Genomic DNA, 16,508 nt, shown 5'->3' on the forward strand with positions numbered 1-16,508 from the left:
TGCCCTTGAGCGCCTATGACGTGCCGAGGCCCAGCTTCGCCCATTCCTCGAGCACCCGATAGGTCGCGGCCTCGCCGTCATAGGCGCTCAAGGGCACGTCGTTCGCGGCGAAGAGGTCGGTGGTGAAGGTCGTCAATCCGCACGTGTCCGGCATCAGGATGAGGGGCGTGTCGGTGAGGTCGCTGAGCTCCACGGGGCCGTCCTGCGACGGCTCCTGGTCGACGACGACCACGGGTTCCGCGTCGACGATGCGGTGCCGGAACCGCGGCATGGGGGCGACGGACGGGACGAGGATGAGGTCCAGCTCCCCGGCGGAGAGCTCGCGCCGCAGATCGGCGACATTCGCCTCGCGGAGGACGAGCTGCCGCGGCGCCGGCGAGGCGGGAAGCGCGCACACGGCCGTGTAGGCGCGCGCGACGATGGCCGGATTCATGAGCGGCGAGACGCCGACGCGCACCCGCGCGTCGGCCGACCGGTTCCAGCGTGCGGCCTCGGCGGCGACCTGGTCCACGGCGAGGAGCGCGCGGTCGATGACCGGGAGGATATGCGCACCGAAAGCCGTCGGGACGACCCCCCGGGGCGAGCGCTCGAACAGGCGCTCCCCGAGGCGGTCCTCCAGCTTGGAGATGCCGGTCGAGAGGGCCGGCTGCGTCACGCCGTAGGCACGCGCGGCAGCGCCGAAGGAGTGCGTCTCCGAGACGGCCTGGGCATAGCGGAGGGCTTCGACGCTCACGCGGTCACTCATAGCCCGACGTTATCACCGACCGACGGCCGGGCGGGCGGTCGGCGGCAGTCCCCGCCTGGTCAGGCGTAGCCGAGGTCCGGAGCACCCACCCAGAAGAGGCCCTCCCTCGCACCGGCCGGGAGCAGGCCCTCTATCCATTCGGCGACGACCACGAGGACGGCTTCCTCCAGGCGATCCCGCGTCCATCCGCGCGGGCGCGAGGGAACCGCGGGCTCCCAGCCGTCCGCCGTCCACTCCACGCCGAACAGGCGGCGCTGCTCGTCGAACCGCCGGTCCAGGTCGAAGGCGTCAGCCCCGTCGAACCGCGCCCAGACGTCGAAGGGGCCCTCGCCGTCCTGGTCGACGAAGACGTCGATGAGGATCGCTTCCACACCGCTCTCCGCTTCGACGGCGGCCCGATGCAGGTCCCCCAGCGCGGCGGCGACGCGCTCGCTCTCCTCGTCGAGCACGGCTCGCAGGGCACGGGCGTAGGGCTCGGCGTCGTCCACGCGCGCTCCGGGCTCCGGAGCGCTCATCGCTCCGGCTCGGCGTCGGTGTCCACGGCGCCGCCCGCGACGAGCTCTCGGATCGCCGACGCGAGCGCATCTCGGGACCGCCCGTGCGGGAAGGCGCCGGATGCGAAGTCCAGCAAGCTGCGACCGTCGGGGAGAGCGGGCGTCGCGGGATCGACGTCGCCGTGCACGAGGAGGGTCCGCACCAGCGGCGCCAGTGCGGTCTCCTCGATGTCGCGATGCAGCAGCTGCACGAACGGATGCCCCTCCGGGAGCGTCGCGACGGGTGTCGGGCCCGGGATCGCGCCCGACTCGAGCAGGCGTCGCAGCACCGGCTCATCCTCCGCGCCCAGCGTGGGGTTGGTGAAGAGGACGTTGACCGGGCTCAGGAACGACAGGAAGGATGACGCGTCGAGGCGCTGGTCCAAGAGCCAGAGCGCGAGCTCGCGGCGGCGCTGGGGGTGCGGGTTGCTGAGCGCGGCATCGAGGAGGAAGCGGTACCCCGGAGCATCGACGACGACGTCGAGGAGGTCGTTGAGCGTGCCGGTGAGTGCGAGATCGGGGAACACCCCGAGGCCCGCGTAGACGTGCTCGATCTCCTCCCGCTCGGGCACCCGATCGAAGACGAAGCTCGCGTACGACGCATCGAGGAGGGTCGGCGGCCCCATGCGCTCCCCCATCCGCAGAGCCCACTGGAGCTGCGGCACTCCGAGGGCCTCGGAGTAGATGGTCTCCAGGGGGTTCGTCGTGTCCACATCGTCCGGGTCGAGGGCGTCACGGACCCGCTGCAGCATCCCCTCCGAGGCGCGCCAGTCGACGTCGTCCCGCCAGAACACCGCGTGCACGGCGGGCAGGGTCGCCGCGCCGGCGAGGAGGTTCTCGGTCCCAGCGGAGCCAGGGGCCGAGGCCCCGCGATGCACGACCGGGAAGAACCCTCCCGGGTCTCGGTCGACCACGAGCGACAGCAGGTCGTCGGGCACGCCGCAGAACAGGGCGACCTGTTCCTCGAAGGAGGGCTCGGGTCGGGCGGCGGCGTCGGGACCCGTCGGATGGGACAGGAGGAGGCCGCGCCCGTCGTGGGTGAAGTACCAGGTCCAGAAGTGGTCTCCGGTGCGGAAGCCGCCGCGCATCGCATCGGGGACGAGGGAGGAGCCGGCGAGCGGCGGGCCGTTCCACGGCAAGGGTCCGGACGCGGGGGCGCCGCCCACGAGGGCGGAGACGTCGGAGATGATCCGGGCGCGGATGCGGAGCTCCCACGGGTTGCTCCCGCGCGCGAGGTCGAGCACGGCGTCCGGTCGCGCGATGACGATGATGACCTCGGGGTCGTCGCCGTACGAGGGATCGGGCGTTCCGGCGACCACAGCGACCGCATGGCCGTTCACCCACCAGAGCGGCGCGGTGAGGAGTCCCGTGGCGCGCATGACGCGGGTGAGCGGACTGCGGCGATCGATCCCGGTCTTCTCGTTGCGAGCATGGATCTCCCCGGCCGTTCCCCACCTTTCGCTCATGACGCCGATGAGGTCGTCCGCCCAGGCCTGCAGCGCATCGACCGTCCACACCTCCCCTGACGCGAGCACGACGCGGAGCGCCCGACCGTGGTCGTCGCGGAGCCCGCGTCCGCCGATCTCGAACGTCCGATCCGCCCAGTCGGCGTCCTCCGGCGAGCGCTCCCACCACGCTCTGGTGACGCGCTCGATGTCCGCCACGAGGTCGTGATAGTCGCCGCTCGTCGGCACCGCGTAGCCGAGGCGGTCCGTGTCGGACGGGCGGTCCTGCTCCGGGTACGGGCACGCGGCGAAGACCCGCTCGAACCAGGTGCGTCGTTCGTCCCCTTCCCGCGACATCTCGTCGACGGTGAGGGCGCCGCCGAGGCGATACGGCTGCCGCACCGCGGCGCCGAAGCCGAAGTCGTCCATGCCGAAGTCGTTGCGGCGGCCGATCTCCATGAGCGAGGGCGAGACGCACCAGTGCTCCCCGTCGAACCACACCGCGCCGGTGATGACCGGCACGGGTTCGTCGCCGAGCATGCGGAACTCCAGGTCGTGCTCCGCGACCTCGCCGCGGGCGTCCTCGCCTCGGGCGGCGATGAGGGCGCGGAGGTCGTCCGGAACCCTGTCGAGCATGCGCGCGGCCAGGATCAGCCAGGCCTCCGCCAGGTCCGCCTCCCGTTCGGACGGATCCGCGGCATCCGCCGCATCGCCACCGTGCTGCTGCGCCACCTCCGCGAGGAACTGCGCCGGCGCTTCGTCCGCGAACGTCGACGTCGGGTCCTGGATGAGGACGAGGATGCGGCCGTCGTCCGTGAACGTCCAGACCGTCGTCACCCCGCTGCGCGACTGCAGGCTGAAGCGGGACGCCGGGGTGTCGACGTCGCGCAGCCGCACCTCCCCGGCGCCGAACAGTGTGCTCAGCAGCCAGGCGCGGCGTCGGAGCTCGAGCGGATGCTCGCCGTTCATGAGGAGGTCGTTGTGCATGTCCTCCTCGGGCAGGAGCGCGCTGAGGCTGCCGACGGCGTACTCCCGCGGCAGTACGACCATCGCCTGGCGCAGCATGCTCTCCCGCGGTTCGGCGTCCCAGTTCGTGACCAGCACGCAGTACAGATCGCCGCGGTCCCACATCTCCGCCTCCGGGATGCCGACCGAGACGAGGACCACGTCGAGGATGCCCTCCGGATCCTGGTTCTCCCCCACGAGCGACGGCTTCCGGACCATCGGCGCACCCCACGCTTCGTGCAGCGTCCGGCGCACGCCCTCCGTCCACTCCTCCGCGTAGGCGGCGAATCCGCCCTCGGGGACCACGAGGTCCGCGGGCGGGTTCGGCTGCAGCGACTCGTCGGCGTCGGGGTCGTAGCCGCCGAGCGGGAGCAGCCAGACGCCCTGCGACTCCTCGACCTCCACCCCCTCGAACGTGAAGGCCTCGCGCGTCTCTCCCGCGAGCAGGTGGGCGACGAGTCGGTCGAGGAACCCGGGGACCTCTTCCCTGCCGAACGGCGGTGTGTAGTACGGGAGGTCGTCCTCCGTCTCGCCGCTCGCGTCCGTGTCGTCCCTGCCGGTGTCATCGACCATGCCCCACCCCGTCGTCATCGAAACAGCCTTGCGACGAGCATACGGACGCGCGGCGTCAATCCTCGGAGTCGATGAGGTCGAGGAGCTTTCGCAGCTCGTCGCGGATCTCCTCGTGGTCATACTGCCCGGCGCGGCTCTCCCCCGAGATCACGCCGGAACGACGCACCTTCTGGAAGTCGCCGAAGGGAAAGCTGTACGCCTTCTTCGTATCCGGGTTCTCGCTCTTGTCGATGCCGAGGTGCCAGTGGGCGAACTCCGTCCATCCGTGCTCGTCGATGAAGCGGTTCTCGTCCTCTGCGCTCGGCGCCGCCTCGGACCAGTCGTCGCGTTCATCCCGCACGACCTTGCCGTCTCGGACAAGGGAACGCGCGAGCTTCAGCGCCGGTCGGTTCAGTTCGATAGCCATGGGGGAACGGTAGGACGGGGGACGACGGCGCCCTACCCCCTTGACGCCCGAGGCCGAAGAGAGCAACCGCGGAGGCCGCCGGGCTCAACCGCCGATCTGCGTGCGCACCGTCCGTCCTGCGAGCACGGCGTACAGGCCGATCGAGACCAGGAGTCCGACCGGCACCGAGAGGTCGAGCCCGCCCAGCGCCGCGCCGAGCGGGCCGGTCCACACCGTGGTCGACAGGAACATCGCGGTGGCGAAGCCACCGGCGACCACGGAGACGAGACCCGGGATGCCGAAGCCGCCGGTGTACCAGAACCTGCCGCCGGGCCGCTCGTCGAACAGGTCGGTCCCGGAGTACCGGTTGCGGCGCAGGACGATGTCGGCGACGTAGACGCCCATCGTGGGCACGGAGATGATCAGCAGGAACTGCAGCATCAGGTTGACGGCGCTGATCAGGTCGGATGCCACGACGAGCACGATCGTGAACGCGCAGCCGAGCGCACCGATGAGGATCGCGGAGGGGATGCGGCGGATCGGCACGCCGATCGACTGCAGCGCCATGCTCGCCGTGTAGGTCGTCATGCCGTTGAGCGAGATGCAGTTCACCAGGACGCCGAGCACGAACAGCGGGGCGAGCCACACCGGCAGCTTCTCGAGCAGGGAGTACTCGATGCCGTTCGCGAGACTGTCCGGCCCGATGGCGCCGCCCAGCACGACGCCGAAGGCGGTGATGAGCACCGCGGGGAAGAGCTGTCCCAGCGCGGTCGCGCCGATGATGCCGGACGCTTTGGTGTCGCGTGGCAGATAACGGGCCATGTCGGCGCTGTTGCTGAACGACAGCGGCGACGATGCCATCAGCGCGAACGCGATCGTGACGCTCACCCACAGCGGCAGCCCGCTGAGCGGCTCGGGCTGCGCGAATCCCCAATCCAGCGCGGGGGCGATGAAGCCGATGACGAGTGCGAAGATCACGAACAGCCCGATCGAGATCGCCAGGTAGGCCTTCAGGATGAGGGCGTGACCGTACACGGCGACGACCACGGTGATCGTCGAGACCACGACCGCCACCAGGATCGATGCCGCGATCGGATCGGGGAAGCCCCACCGCACGAGCAGTTCGCCGCCGATGAATGACGCCGCCACCCAGTTCAGCGCGAGGAAGACGCCCGAGATGAACCAGCCGTAGAACGCGATGACGATCTTGTTGCCGTGGATGCCGTAGATCGCTCGCTGGACCACCGAGCCGGAGGTGCCGGCTGCCGGTCCGGAGATGGCGACGATACCCGGCAGCAGAGCGAGCGCGCTCGATGCCAGAATCACGAGCAGCGCCTGCCAGATCTCCAGGCCGAGCACGAGCGTCATCGAGGCGCCGACCGTGATGTTCAGCACGCTGACGCCCGGTGCGCTCCAGACGAAGAACAGATCGCGCGCTCTCCCGTGCCGTTGGGCGTCGTCGATGAGTTCGATGCCCCGGGTCTCGGGGGTGCTCGCGGAGTCGACGAAATCGGACTCGGATCCGGGCGCGACGGCACCGGGAGCGGGGGTGGCGGATGTGTCGGACATGACGGTCCTTCCAGGACGGGCACCCTCCTGCGTCAGTGCAGGGGGCGTTCGGGATTCAGGAGCGGGAGCTCATGGTCGCCGGTAGGCGACCTCGCCGTGCACGAGGGTGAGCAGCACGGCACCGGTGAGCAGGTCGTCGGTCGGCGCGGACAGCGGGTCGATGTCCAGCACGGCGACGTTCGCGAAGAAACCGGGCGCGATCCGGCCGTAGGCGTCGTCGATCGCACCGACGTGGGCCGCGCCGGACGTCGCCGCAGCGAGTGCCTGCGCGGCGGTGAACGCACGCTCGGGGTGGTACGGCGGCAGCGCGCGGTCGATCGAGGATCGCCCGGACATCGCGATGAACAGGTTGTGCAGAGCCTCGTGGGGCGCGGTGGGGGCGTCGGTACCCAGCGCGATGGGAACATCGACGTCGCGGAACCAGTTCCACGGGAAGCCGTCCTCAGCGCGCTGATCTCCGAGCATCGCCATCCAGTTGTCCAGGATGGCGGGGTCGCAGTGCACCGGCTGCATGGATGCCGCGATGCCATGCGCGCGCATCCGTGCGACCGTCTCGGGCGCGACCGACTCCAAGTGCTCGATGCGCGGGCGGCGGGCGGTGCCGGTGCCGTTCGCCCGCTCACAGGCCTCGACGAGGTCGACGGCCAGTGCGCTCGCCGCGTCTCCGATCGCGTGCATCGCGAGCTGCAGGCCGGCGCGGTCGGCAGCGATCGCGACCGGCGTCGCGGCCTCGCGGCTCCAGATCGGGTCGGCGTTCGAGCCGTCGGCGTACGGGCGCACCATCGCGGCGGTGCACGCGTCGATCACGCCGTCGAGGATGAACTTCACTCCGACGACCTTCAGCCATGGCGTGCCCGTGGCCTCGAGCTCGTCACGCAGCTGGACCGCACGCTCGACCTGGGCGAGATCGGATGCCGGGTCGCCGGTGGAGCTCAGCCACCAGTGCGCGGTGACCGGGAACGGCAGCCGACCGTCGCGGTCGAGCCGACGCCGCAGCGCCGCCATCGACTGCTCTGTCATCCCCATGTCGGCGGCACCGGTGACGCCGGCCGCCAGATACGCGGCGAAGGCGAGCTCCAGGTGGCCGTCGACCTCCTCCTCGGTCCGGATGCCGTCGAGATAGTCCGCGAGCAGATCCATGGCCGCGGTCTCGAGCAGGAACCCGGTCGCCTCTCCGTCGCCGTCCCGCACGACCTGGCCGCCGATCGGGTCGACGGTGTCGCGGTCGATTCCGGCAGCGCGCAGCGCGGCTGTGTTCACCCAGGTGCTGTGGAGGTCGTTCGCGTCGAGGAAGACCGGGATGTCGTCGATCACCTCGTCGATCATCGCCGCGGTCGGCTGGGTGACGCCGTCAGGCAGAGCGTCGAACAGCCAGCTGACGCCCTCGATGATCGTCGCGTCCGGGTTCATCGCCCGCGCCTCGAGCAGCCGCTGCTGGATCTGTGCCACCGAGGTGCAGTCGCGGAGTTGCACCTTGCCCTGCGCGTGGCCGAACATGGCCAGGTGCGCGTGCGCCTCGATGACACCGGGCATCACGAAGGCCCCGTCAAGGTCCACCACCGCGGCACCCTCACCTGCCGCGGAGCGGACCTCCGTCTCCGTGCCGACAGCGAGGATGCGATCGCCGCGCACGGCGAACGCGGACTGCACCGGAGCATCCGCGAGCCCGTCGAAGACGGTGGCGTTGCGATAGACGGTGGCGGTGTCGGTCATGGTGGTCCCTTCGATCGGGTCAGAGCGCGAGCGCCAGATGCGGGCGGGTGGCGGTTTTAGCCGGAGTGCCGTCGAGCACGTCGGCCCGACGACCGACGGGGTCGAGCACGACGGTGGCCAGGCTGGCCCACCGCTGTCCCATCGGAAGCGCGAGGTCGGGTACGCAGGTCACCGGAGGCTCGCCGTCGCCGGTCACGAGCATCGCGCGCAGCTGCTCGGCATCCGTCGGCGCGCCGACGGACAGCAGTCGGTCTCGCAGGAACTCCCATCGCAGACCGGAGTCGGGCTGGTACAGCCAGGTCTTCTCGTGCGCCGCCGGTGCTTCGGTGAGGAAGTGATTCGTGCGCAGCCAGGTGCCCTCGGTGATGGCAGGCGCGGAGAACACGCCTTCGGGGCTGATGTCGAGCAGCACGGCGTCGCCTGCGGCGTCGAAGAGCGCGAACGAGCCGGAGCTCGTGACCTGCGCCTCGCGCACCAGCTCGACGGCGTGCGCGACGCTGGAGGCCTCCTCGAGCACGAGAGCGGCGAGCACGTGCATCGGGATGCCCTCGGGCCGGTCAGACCGGTGCCCCAGGATGTTGAAGTGCAGCGCGACGCCGGCGCTGTTGACGCCGATCTTGCCGAGGATGCCGCACTCGGTGAGCCCGGCGTAGTCGTGGACGCCGCCGCGCGAGATGATCGTGTGCCAGTACGGCGCGATCTCCATGTGCCAGTCCCACGTCTGCACGCCGAGGGTGCGCGCGCGGCCGTCCGCATCGCGGATCGAGCGCATGATGGTCGAGCACTCTCCCGGCGGTACGGCGACGCTGCGGGACAGGATCTCCGTGCGGCCGTTCAATGCGGCGACGCGCCAGATCTCGGCGTCCGCACCGGCGGCGATGCCCTCGATCTGCGCACGCAGCGCCGGACGGTGGGCGTCGACCGCGTCGAGCAGCCGTTCGGCGTCGTCGCGCACGGTCTTCTCGTCGACGGCGCCGAGGCGGAAGAGCCGATCATACGCGTCGATCGTGCCGGGCAGAGTCTCCCGCAGCTGCATGCCGCGCTCGACGCCGCGCTGGAGCGGATCCGAGGCATCGGCCGTGATCTGCAAGCGCCGCTCCGGGCGCGGAAAGGGCGACGTCACGAGAGTTCCTCTCCGGGAAGGGCGGGAGTGCGCGGCGGTGCAGTGCGGCGCTCGCCGGTCGCCTCGAACGCGGCGGCGAGGCGCAGCAGGGCGGTGTCGTCCCAGCCGCGGCCCGCGATGGTCAGCCCCACCGGCATCCCGATGTCTGCCGTCGTGCCCATCGGCACCGTGACGGTCGGGATGCCGAGATGACGGATCGCGAGATTTCCGTTCGCGACCCACACCCCGTTGCGCCAACCGGCGTCGGCGGATGCCGGGTTCACGTCCATGTCGGCGGGGCCGATGTCGGCGACGGCGGGGAAGATCACGGCGTCGAGGCCGAGCGCGTCCATCCACTCCTCGAGGTCGACGCGGCGGGTCTCCTCGAGCCCGCGCACACCCTCCTCGAGATGCGGGATGTCGGTGAATGACGCGTACGGGCGCTCGCGGACGAGGGCCGGATACCCGGCGATCTCGTCATCGAAACCGGTGTAGCGATCCGGGAGGGCACCTTCCGGATGCGGGAAGATGCGCGCGCCGTCGACGAGTTCGAGCCGATCGAGCGCGGGGTCGCCGTTCGCGCGCAGGAAGTCGTCCCACGCCCAGGCAGAGAGATCCTCGATCTCGGAGCGCAGGAACCGCTCGGACACCAGTCCCCTGGTGCGCACGGTCGGCGCCCCGGCGCGGTCACCCTCGTAGTTGGTGACGACCGGGAAGTCGACCTCGACCACGTGGGCGCCGGCGTCTTCGAGGTCTCGGCGCGCCTGCTCCCAGAGGTCGATGACGGACGCCCGGGTCACGATGCGCTGCCCGGACGCGCCTCCGATGGTGGTGCCGGTGCCGGCATCCGGATCGGCATTGATGTACATGCGCGGCACGCCGAAGCGCCGGCCGGCGAGAGCGGAACGAGGGTCGGCCGCGGCGAGGTCGCGGTACGACGCCGGACGCACCTCGGATGCGGCAGGGATACGCACCCACGGCTGGGCGCGCCAGAAGTCGCCGCGGACGTCGGCGTCGTCGGCGACGATCACGTCGAGCACCTCGAAGAGATCGGCCATCGTACGGGTATGCGGCACCGCGACGTCCATCGTGGGCACCAGCGGCCAGTTGCCGCGCACCGAGATGACGCCGCGGCTGGGCGTGTATGCACAGAGGGCGTTGTTCGACGCCGGTGCCCGACCGCTCGACCAGGTCTCCTCGCCGAGTCCGAAGGCAGCGAAGCTCGCGGCGGTCGCGGTGCCCGATCCGTTGGAGGAGCCGGATCCGAATGCGCTCGTCAGCCAGTCGGCGCTGTACGGACTCTCCGCCCGTCCGTACACACCGCGCTGCATCCCGCCGTTCGCCATCGGCGGCATGTTGGTCAGCCCGAGGCAGATCGCCCCGCCGGCCCTGAGCCGTTCGATCGTGAACGCGTCCCGCTGCGCGATCAGATCCGCGAACGCCGGGGAACCGCATGCCGCGGTGAGCCCGGTGACGAGGTAGCTGTCTTTCGCCGTGTACGGGATACCGTCCAGCGGGCCGAGCGAGTGCCGGGCCGCCCTGCGGGCATCGGACGCCGCCGCCTCGGCGAGTGCGCCCGGGTTGCGGACGACGACCGCGTTGAGCGCGGTCTCGGTGCCGGGTGCGTCGTACGCGTCGATGCGGGCGAGATAGGCCTGCACCAGCGCGACGCTCGTCGCTGCACCGGTCTCCAGCGCTCGCCGCAGGTCCGCGATGGACGCGTCGACCACATCGATCATGCGGGTGCCTCGCTCGTCGCCGGCTGCTGCTGGGTGATGCAGTGGATGCCGCCGCCGCGCGCGAAGATCGGGCGTGCGTCGACGGTCACGATCTGTCGCCCGGGGTACGCGGCTCCGAGGATATCCCGCGCACGGGCATCGGCAGCGTCCTCACCGAACCCGCACGCGATCACGGCGTCGTTCACGATGAGGTGGTTGATGTAGCTCCAGTCCACGAAGCCGTCGTCGTCGCGGAGAGTCTCGGGGGCCGGGACGTCGATGATCTCGAGCGGGCGGCCCGCGGCATCCGTCTGGTCCTGCAGGAACGCTTTCAGCTCCCGCGTGACGACGTGGTCGGGGTGTCCCGCGTCGTCCTGGCGGTGCAGCAGCACCCGGCCCGGAGCGGCGAACGCGGCGACGATGTCGACGTGTCCGTTGGTGCCGAACTCGTCGTAGTCGCGCGTGAGGCCTCGGGGCAGCCAGATGGCTGTGGTCGCGCCGATCGTGCGTGCGAGTTCGGCCTCGACGCGGCCTCTGTCGGCGTAGGGGTTGCGGTTCGGGTCGAGTTGCACCGTCTCGGTGAGCAGCACCGTGCCCTCGCCGTCGACGTGGAGACCGCCGCCCTCATTCACGAGCACCGAACTGATGTGCTCGGCTCCGACGTGTGCGGCGACGATGCGTGCGATGCCGGCCGACACCTGCCACTCGGCCCATGCGGGCGCACCCCAGCCGTTGAAGATCCAGTCGACCGCGCCGAGGACGCCTGGCCGATCGTCGTCGAGGACGAAGGTGGGGCCGAAGTCGCGCATCCAGAACTCGTCCAGCGGCGACTCGACGATCTCGACGGCCGAGCCGAGCATGTCCCGCGCCCGCGCCATCTCGGTCGGGTCCACGACCATCGTCACCGGTTCGAACTCGGCGATCGCCAGGGCGACGTCGGTCCACGCGCGGTACGCGGTGTCGCGCCAAGCAGCACCGTCGCCCAGGGTGACACCCACGCGCGGAAACGCCATCCAGGTGCGTTCGTGCCGTTCGCCCTCGTGCGGCATCCGCCAGCCCATGTCATCTCCTTTGCCGACAACGGCTTGTTGGTCATGTGACCAATACAGGAATGTTCCTACACTGGAGGCACCATGTCAACATCCGATACGCGTCCACGAACCAGGAAGACGCCGGAGCAGCGCGCCGGCGAGATCTACGACGCCGCGATCGCGATCGCCGGGGAGAAGGGACTGTCCGCACTGACGCTGCGGGCGGTCGCCAGCAGGGCAGGGGTGGCGCCGGGGCTCGTCTCGCACTACGCATCCAGCATGGATGAGTTGGTCGCGCGCACCTTCCGCGAGCTGACGGCGTCCGAACTGGACGACGTCCGCACCCAGGCCGAGACCGAGAGCGAGCCGGCGGCTCGGGTGGCGCGGATGATCTCCACGGTCCTCAGCAGCGATCACGACGACATCACGCTCGTGTGGGTGGACGCCTGGTCCCTCGGCCGCGGCAGTGCAGCGCTGTCGGCGGCCATCGACGAGCAGATGGGCGCCTGGCAGTCGTTCATCGCGCAGCTCATCGAGGAGGGCCGGGGCTCCGGCGTGTTCCGCACCGACGACACGGATGCTGTGGCCTGGCAGATCCTCGCCATGATCGACGGCATCGCAGCACATGCGCTGACCCGCCGCACCGACGCCGCGCTGTTCGCCGCTCGGCTGGCACAGGCCTGCGAGACGCTGGTCGGCGCGCCCCAGGGGACGATCGCGGAGCTCCTTCCCACGCGCTGACGGTCGCGGAGGCGTGCCCTCTTCGTGCCCTCGGCGATCCCAGGAATGCAGAAGGGCCGGAACCTCGTGCGAGATTCCGGCCCCGAAATGGTCGGGCTGACAGGATTTGAACCTGCGACCCCTTGACCCCCAGTCAAGTGCGCTACCAAGCTGCGCCACAGCCCGTTGTTCTGCACTCTCGCGCAGGCAACTCCCCTATCTTAGCCGCACCAGAGGCCCTCTCGCGAACCGAGCCGTTGCGGGGTGTCGGAAGCTGCTTGTACCGTCGCCTGCATGTCGACGATCACGACCGCGCTGGCGACGACCGCCCGCTGGGATGACGTGCAGCACGCGCTCACCGGCGGGGGCGATGGGGCGAGCTGCCAGTGCATCTGGCCGGTGCTGCCGAACAAGGACTGGAATCAGACCACCACGCCTCAGCGCACCGATATGTTCCGCGCCGAGATCGACGAGGGTCCCCCTCCGGGACTGGTCGCGTACGTCGACGGCGAGGCCGCGGGCTGGATCCGTATCGGACCGCGCACCCGGCAAGCCCGGATCCCCCGCACCCGCATGATCGCCGCCTCGAGCACCGAGCCGTTCGACGACGAGTCCGTGTGGGCCGTCACCTGCTTCGTCGTCCGCAGGGAGCATCGGGGAACCGGGCTCAACACCGAACTGCTCGACGCCGCGATCGCCTTCGCGCGGGAGTCGGGTGCCCGTCTCATCGAGGGGTATCCCGTCGACACCCGCGGCGAGAAGCAGCACGCGAACGATCTGTACCACGGCACGATCAGGACGTTCCTCCGCGCGGGTTTCACGGAGAAGGCGGTGATGAAGCCGGGGCGCGTGCTGGTCGCCCTGGAAATCGCACCGAACGGGAGCGATAGCGTGAAGGCATGAGCGCCGCGAACTCCTCCCTCGACGATCCCGACCTCGGACCGCTCCACCGGGCGACCTCCGAGCTCGACGACGGCTCCGTCCTCACCCACGACTGGTTCGTCGGCAGCGTCGAGGTCGACGGCAGCACCTACGAGCTGATGGTCGAGGGCGCGTCGCCAGACGAGGTCGCGCCGCTGCTCCCCCGGCTGCGCACGGTCATCGCCGGCCTCCCGGGCCTCCGCCGCGTCGCCTCGGATGCCGTGGTGACAACGTTCAGCACCGGAGACCCAGACCCCAGCGACCTGGACGAGGCGGCGGACGACCTGGACCTCGAGACCATCGAGGCCTCCGGCGACGGCACCGTCGTCCTCCACTTCACAGACTCCTGCGGCGAGCACTTCCCGGAGGGCTACTGGCCCGCCGTGCACCTCGATGCCGAGGGTGCCGTCGCGACGGTCACCGTCGAGTCCTGACGCGGGCCGGTCCGATCGACCGCCTTCGCGACGACATGCCCCTCCGGTCATACGATGGAGGGATGCAGCGCCGCACCCTCCCGCCCGCGATCGTGTGGGCGTTCGTCCCCTACGCCGTACTCTCCGCCTTGCACGTCGCGCTTCTCGCACTGGACCACGATCTCGCGGCTCCGACGAAGCTGCTGCTGATGCCACTGCTCGCGGTACCGGTCCTGGTGGCGGCGCGGCGAATCCACCCACCCGTGACGGTGGCCCTGCTCCTCGTCGCCGTGCTCTTCTCCTGGCTGGGCGACGGCGCGGGCGCGCTGTTCCCCGCGGCACCCGAGCTTCCGCTCATGCTCGCCTTCTTCGGCCTCGCGCACATCGCCTACATCGTCCTCTTCGCCCGCCACCTCGCGCGCCGTCGCCTGCCGTGGTGGACCGCGATCTACGCCGTCTGGTGGCTCGCGATGATCCTCGTCCTCGGCCCGCACACGGGCCCGCTCCTCGTCGGCGTCGCGCTGTATGGCCTGCTCCTCGCGGGCACCGCGGCGTTCGCTGCGCGATGCCATCCGCTCGTCGCGACGGGCGGGGCGTTCTTCCTGGCGAGCGACACGATCCTCGCTTTCCGACTCTTCCTGCCCGACGCGCTCCCGGCCTGGAGCAGCCCCGCCGTGATGCTCACCTATACGCTCGGCCAGGGCCTGATCGTCGCTGGCGCCCTCGTCTCCCTGCAGCGGAGGGCCGCCTGATGGTCGACAGCGCGCGGGTGGACAGCTGGCTCTGGGCGGTGCGCGTCTACAAGACCCGGTCAGCGGCGACCACCGCATGCCGTGCGGGGCATGTGCGCGTCAACGGCGACAAGGCGAAGGCTGCACAGGCGGTTCGCGTGGGCGACGAGCTCCGCATCCGCATCGCGGGTTTTGACCGGATCCTGATCGTGCGCCAGATCCTCGTCAAGCGCGTCGGCGCGCCGCTCGCCGCCCTCGCCTACGAGGACCGGACGCCGGAACGCGAGCCGCAGGCAGCCCTCGGCGTCCGGGACCGGGGCGCCGGACGACCGACGAAGCGGGAGCGTCGGGACATCGATCGCCTCCGCGGACGAGGCGATATACAACACGACTGAATCCTTCCGCGATTCGAACATACGTTCTAAAATCGAGGTATGACGAACCAGCCGACCGATCCCCTCAGCCTGGAGGAGCGGCGGCGCGTGCGAGACGCCTGGGCTGAGACTCGTCGACGCATCGCGGCGCTGGAGGCAGAGGCTGCGGAGCTGCTGGTGGCGCAGATCGCTTTCCATGACGAAGACGTGGCCGCGGCCCCGCACCACCGCGATGCCATCCACCGCTCGATGGTCGCCGAGTACGCCACGGCGGCGCGTCTTTCCACCGGCACCATGGAGTTCGCGTTCGCTGATGCTCTCGCCCTGAGCACGGCACTCCCCCGCGTGCGAGAGGCCTTCCACACGGGGGCTCTGAGCTCCGCACACGTCCGGGAGGTCGCACGAGCGAGCGCCGTGGTGGCCGAGGCCATCCGCAACCGCGTCGTCGCGCCAGAGACGATGGCGCTGTTTGAGACGGCGGTGCTCGTCGTCGCCGAAGCCGAGACCGCAGCGCGCACGCGGGTGCATGCCCGCCGCGTCGCCTCCGCGCTCGTCGGCGAGACGATCACGGAGCGACACCGCCGCGCCGCGGACGAGCGTTGTGTCACGGTGCGGTCGGTCGACGACGGCCTCGCCGTCCTGACCGCGATCCTCCCGGAATGGGCGGCGGTGGCGATCGCCGACCGGCTGAATCAGCTCACGCGAACGGTGATCCGGGGGCGCGATGCGGGCGGAGCGACACCTCCCCCGACTCCGACACACGACGATCTGCTGACTGCTCAGAACGTCGCGACGGATCACTCGTGCGACGTTCCTCGGTCGGGCACCACGATCTCCAGCGCGGATGGCGGCACCTTCGCCCTCGACCCCGAGGCGGAATCGCTCCCCGCAGACACCCGCACCTGGAGCCAGGTGCAGGCCGACCTTCTGACCGATCTGCTCCTCACCGCCGATCCGAGCGCTGTCGAGGGCGAGGGCCTCACGGGCGTGCGCGGCCGCCTGCAGGTGACCGTGGCGGCTACGACCCTCGCGGGGCTCGATGACCGTCCGGCCGAACTGGACGGACACGGCGCTCTGCACCCGGACATCGCGCGAGCTCTGGCCGGTCGCGACGGGGGCTGGACGCGGTTGTTCCTCGATCCGCACGGGCAGGTCATCGAAACGGACGCCTACAGCCCGACCGAGAGCATGCGCCGGTTGCTCCGGGCCCGGGATGAGCACTGCCGGTTCCCCGGGTGCCGACAGCCGGTACACCGCTGCGACATCGACCACACCTGGGATCACGCGAAGGGCGGCCCCACCCGCGTCGACAACCTCGCGCACCTCTGCCGCGGACACCACGTGCTGAAGCACCCCGATATCCCGGAGCCTCAGCGCTGGACAGTGCGACAGCGACTCGGTGGGGTCCTCGAATGGCGAAGTCCCCTCGGCGCGGTCCACACCGATCACGCCCCACGTCGGGTTGCCTTCGTCTGAAACGCGGCGCCATCACGACGACGGGTCCTTCGAGCGCGGTGGCGCGGGCCACGT

General features: G+C 70.5%; 15 protein-coding genes and 1 tRNA gene. 6 read left to right on the forward strand and 10 right to left on the reverse strand.

Annotated elements, in window-relative coordinates; all coding sequences use genetic code 11:
• Positions 1–13: 13 nt before the first annotated feature.
• From B7W94_RS11100 to B7W94_RS11140, 9 genes are all read right to left on the reverse strand, one after another.
• Positions 14–745, reverse strand: coding sequence for a LysR family transcriptional regulator (locus B7W94_RS11100; protein ID WP_085606511.1), 732 nt, complete (start codon positions 743–745; stop codon positions 14–16).
• Between the two features lie 59 nt (positions 746–804).
• Positions 805–1,260, reverse strand: coding sequence for a DUF6389 family protein (locus B7W94_RS11105; RefSeq protein WP_085606513.1), 456 nt, complete (start codon positions 1,258–1,260; stop codon positions 805–807).
• Positions 1,257–4,319 (reverse strand): hypothetical protein, encoded by a 3,063-nt coding sequence (locus B7W94_RS11110; protein WP_139833314.1) that lies wholly within the window; start codon positions 4,317–4,319, stop codon positions 1,257–1,259. The genes B7W94_RS11105 and B7W94_RS11110 overlap by 4 nt, the downstream gene beginning before the upstream one ends.
• A 37-nt stretch (positions 4,320–4,356) precedes the next feature.
• Positions 4,357–4,707 carry a hypothetical protein gene (locus B7W94_RS11115; protein ID WP_085606518.1) on the reverse strand — a complete coding sequence of 117 codons (351 nt, stop codon included), beginning with the start codon at positions 4,705–4,707 and terminating at the stop codon, positions 4,357–4,359.
• Positions 4,708–4,791: 84 nt separating this feature from the next.
• Complete coding sequence (locus tag B7W94_RS11120) at positions 4,792–6,255, reverse strand: purine-cytosine permease family protein (RefSeq protein WP_085606520.1); 1,464 nt, start codon at positions 6,253–6,255, stop codon at positions 4,792–4,794.
• A gap of 69 nt (positions 6,256–6,324) precedes the next feature.
• On the reverse strand, positions 6,325–7,968 hold the full coding sequence (locus B7W94_RS11125; protein WP_085606522.1) for an amidohydrolase: 1,644 nt from the start codon (positions 7,966–7,968) through the stop codon (positions 6,325–6,327).
• A gap of 19 nt (positions 7,969–7,987) precedes the next feature.
• Positions 7,988–9,091: a C45 family autoproteolytic acyltransferase/hydolase gene (locus tag B7W94_RS11130; RefSeq protein ID WP_216353899.1), complete on the reverse strand. Its 1,104-nt coding sequence runs from the start codon at positions 9,089–9,091 to the stop codon at positions 7,988–7,990.
• On the reverse strand, positions 9,088–10,809 hold the full coding sequence (locus B7W94_RS11135; protein WP_085606524.1) for an amidase: 1,722 nt from the start codon (positions 10,807–10,809) through the stop codon (positions 9,088–9,090). Before B7W94_RS11135 ends, B7W94_RS11130 begins: the two co-directional genes overlap by 4 nt.
• Positions 10,806–11,849, reverse strand: coding sequence for an agmatine deiminase family protein (locus tag B7W94_RS11140; protein ID WP_085606526.1), 1,044 nt, complete (start codon positions 11,847–11,849; stop codon positions 10,806–10,808). The genes B7W94_RS11135 and B7W94_RS11140 overlap by 4 nt, the downstream gene beginning before the upstream one ends.
• A gap of 72 nt (positions 11,850–11,921) precedes the next feature.
• Between B7W94_RS11140 and B7W94_RS11145 the strand changes: the two genes are divergently transcribed.
• Positions 11,922–12,560: a TetR/AcrR family transcriptional regulator gene (locus B7W94_RS11145; protein WP_085606528.1), complete on the forward strand. Its 639-nt coding sequence runs from the start codon at positions 11,922–11,924 to the stop codon at positions 12,558–12,560.
• An 88-nt stretch (positions 12,561–12,648) separates the two neighbouring features.
• Here the strand turns inward: B7W94_RS11145 and B7W94_RS11150 are convergent.
• Positions 12,649–12,725, reverse strand: a tRNA-Pro gene (locus tag B7W94_RS11150).
• Positions 12,726–12,833: 108 nt separating this feature from the next.
• Between B7W94_RS11150 and B7W94_RS11155 the strand changes: the two genes are divergently transcribed.
• From B7W94_RS11155 to B7W94_RS11175, 5 genes are all read left to right on the forward strand, one after another.
• Positions 12,834–13,442, forward strand: a complete 609-nt coding sequence (locus B7W94_RS11155; RefSeq protein WP_085606530.1) for a GNAT family N-acetyltransferase — start codon at positions 12,834–12,836, stop codon at positions 13,440–13,442.
• Positions 13,439–13,894, forward strand: coding sequence for a hypothetical protein (locus tag B7W94_RS11160; protein WP_085606532.1), 456 nt, complete (start codon positions 13,439–13,441; stop codon positions 13,892–13,894). The genes B7W94_RS11155 and B7W94_RS11160 overlap by 4 nt, the downstream gene beginning before the upstream one ends.
• 62 nt (positions 13,895–13,956) lie before the next feature.
• Positions 13,957–14,625 (forward strand): lysoplasmalogenase family protein, encoded by a 669-nt coding sequence (locus B7W94_RS11165; protein ID WP_085606534.1) that lies wholly within the window; start codon positions 13,957–13,959, stop codon positions 14,623–14,625.
• Complete coding sequence (locus B7W94_RS11170; protein ID WP_025105136.1) at positions 14,625–14,999, forward strand: RNA-binding S4 domain-containing protein; 375 nt, start codon at positions 14,625–14,627, stop codon at positions 14,997–14,999. Before B7W94_RS11165 ends, B7W94_RS11170 begins: the two co-directional genes overlap by 1 nt.
• Before the next feature lie 39 nt (positions 15,000–15,038).
• The gene (locus B7W94_RS11175) at positions 15,039–16,454 is read left to right on the forward strand and encodes an HNH endonuclease signature motif containing protein (protein WP_085606536.1); all 1,416 of its coding nucleotides are present in this window, start codon (positions 15,039–15,041) and stop codon (positions 16,452–16,454) included.
• Positions 16,455–16,508: the final 54 nt, after the last annotated feature.

Source organism: Microbacterium sp. LEMMJ01, assembly GCF_002114135.1.
Taxonomy (GTDB): Bacteria; Actinomycetota; Actinomycetes; order Actinomycetales; family Microbacteriaceae; genus Microbacterium.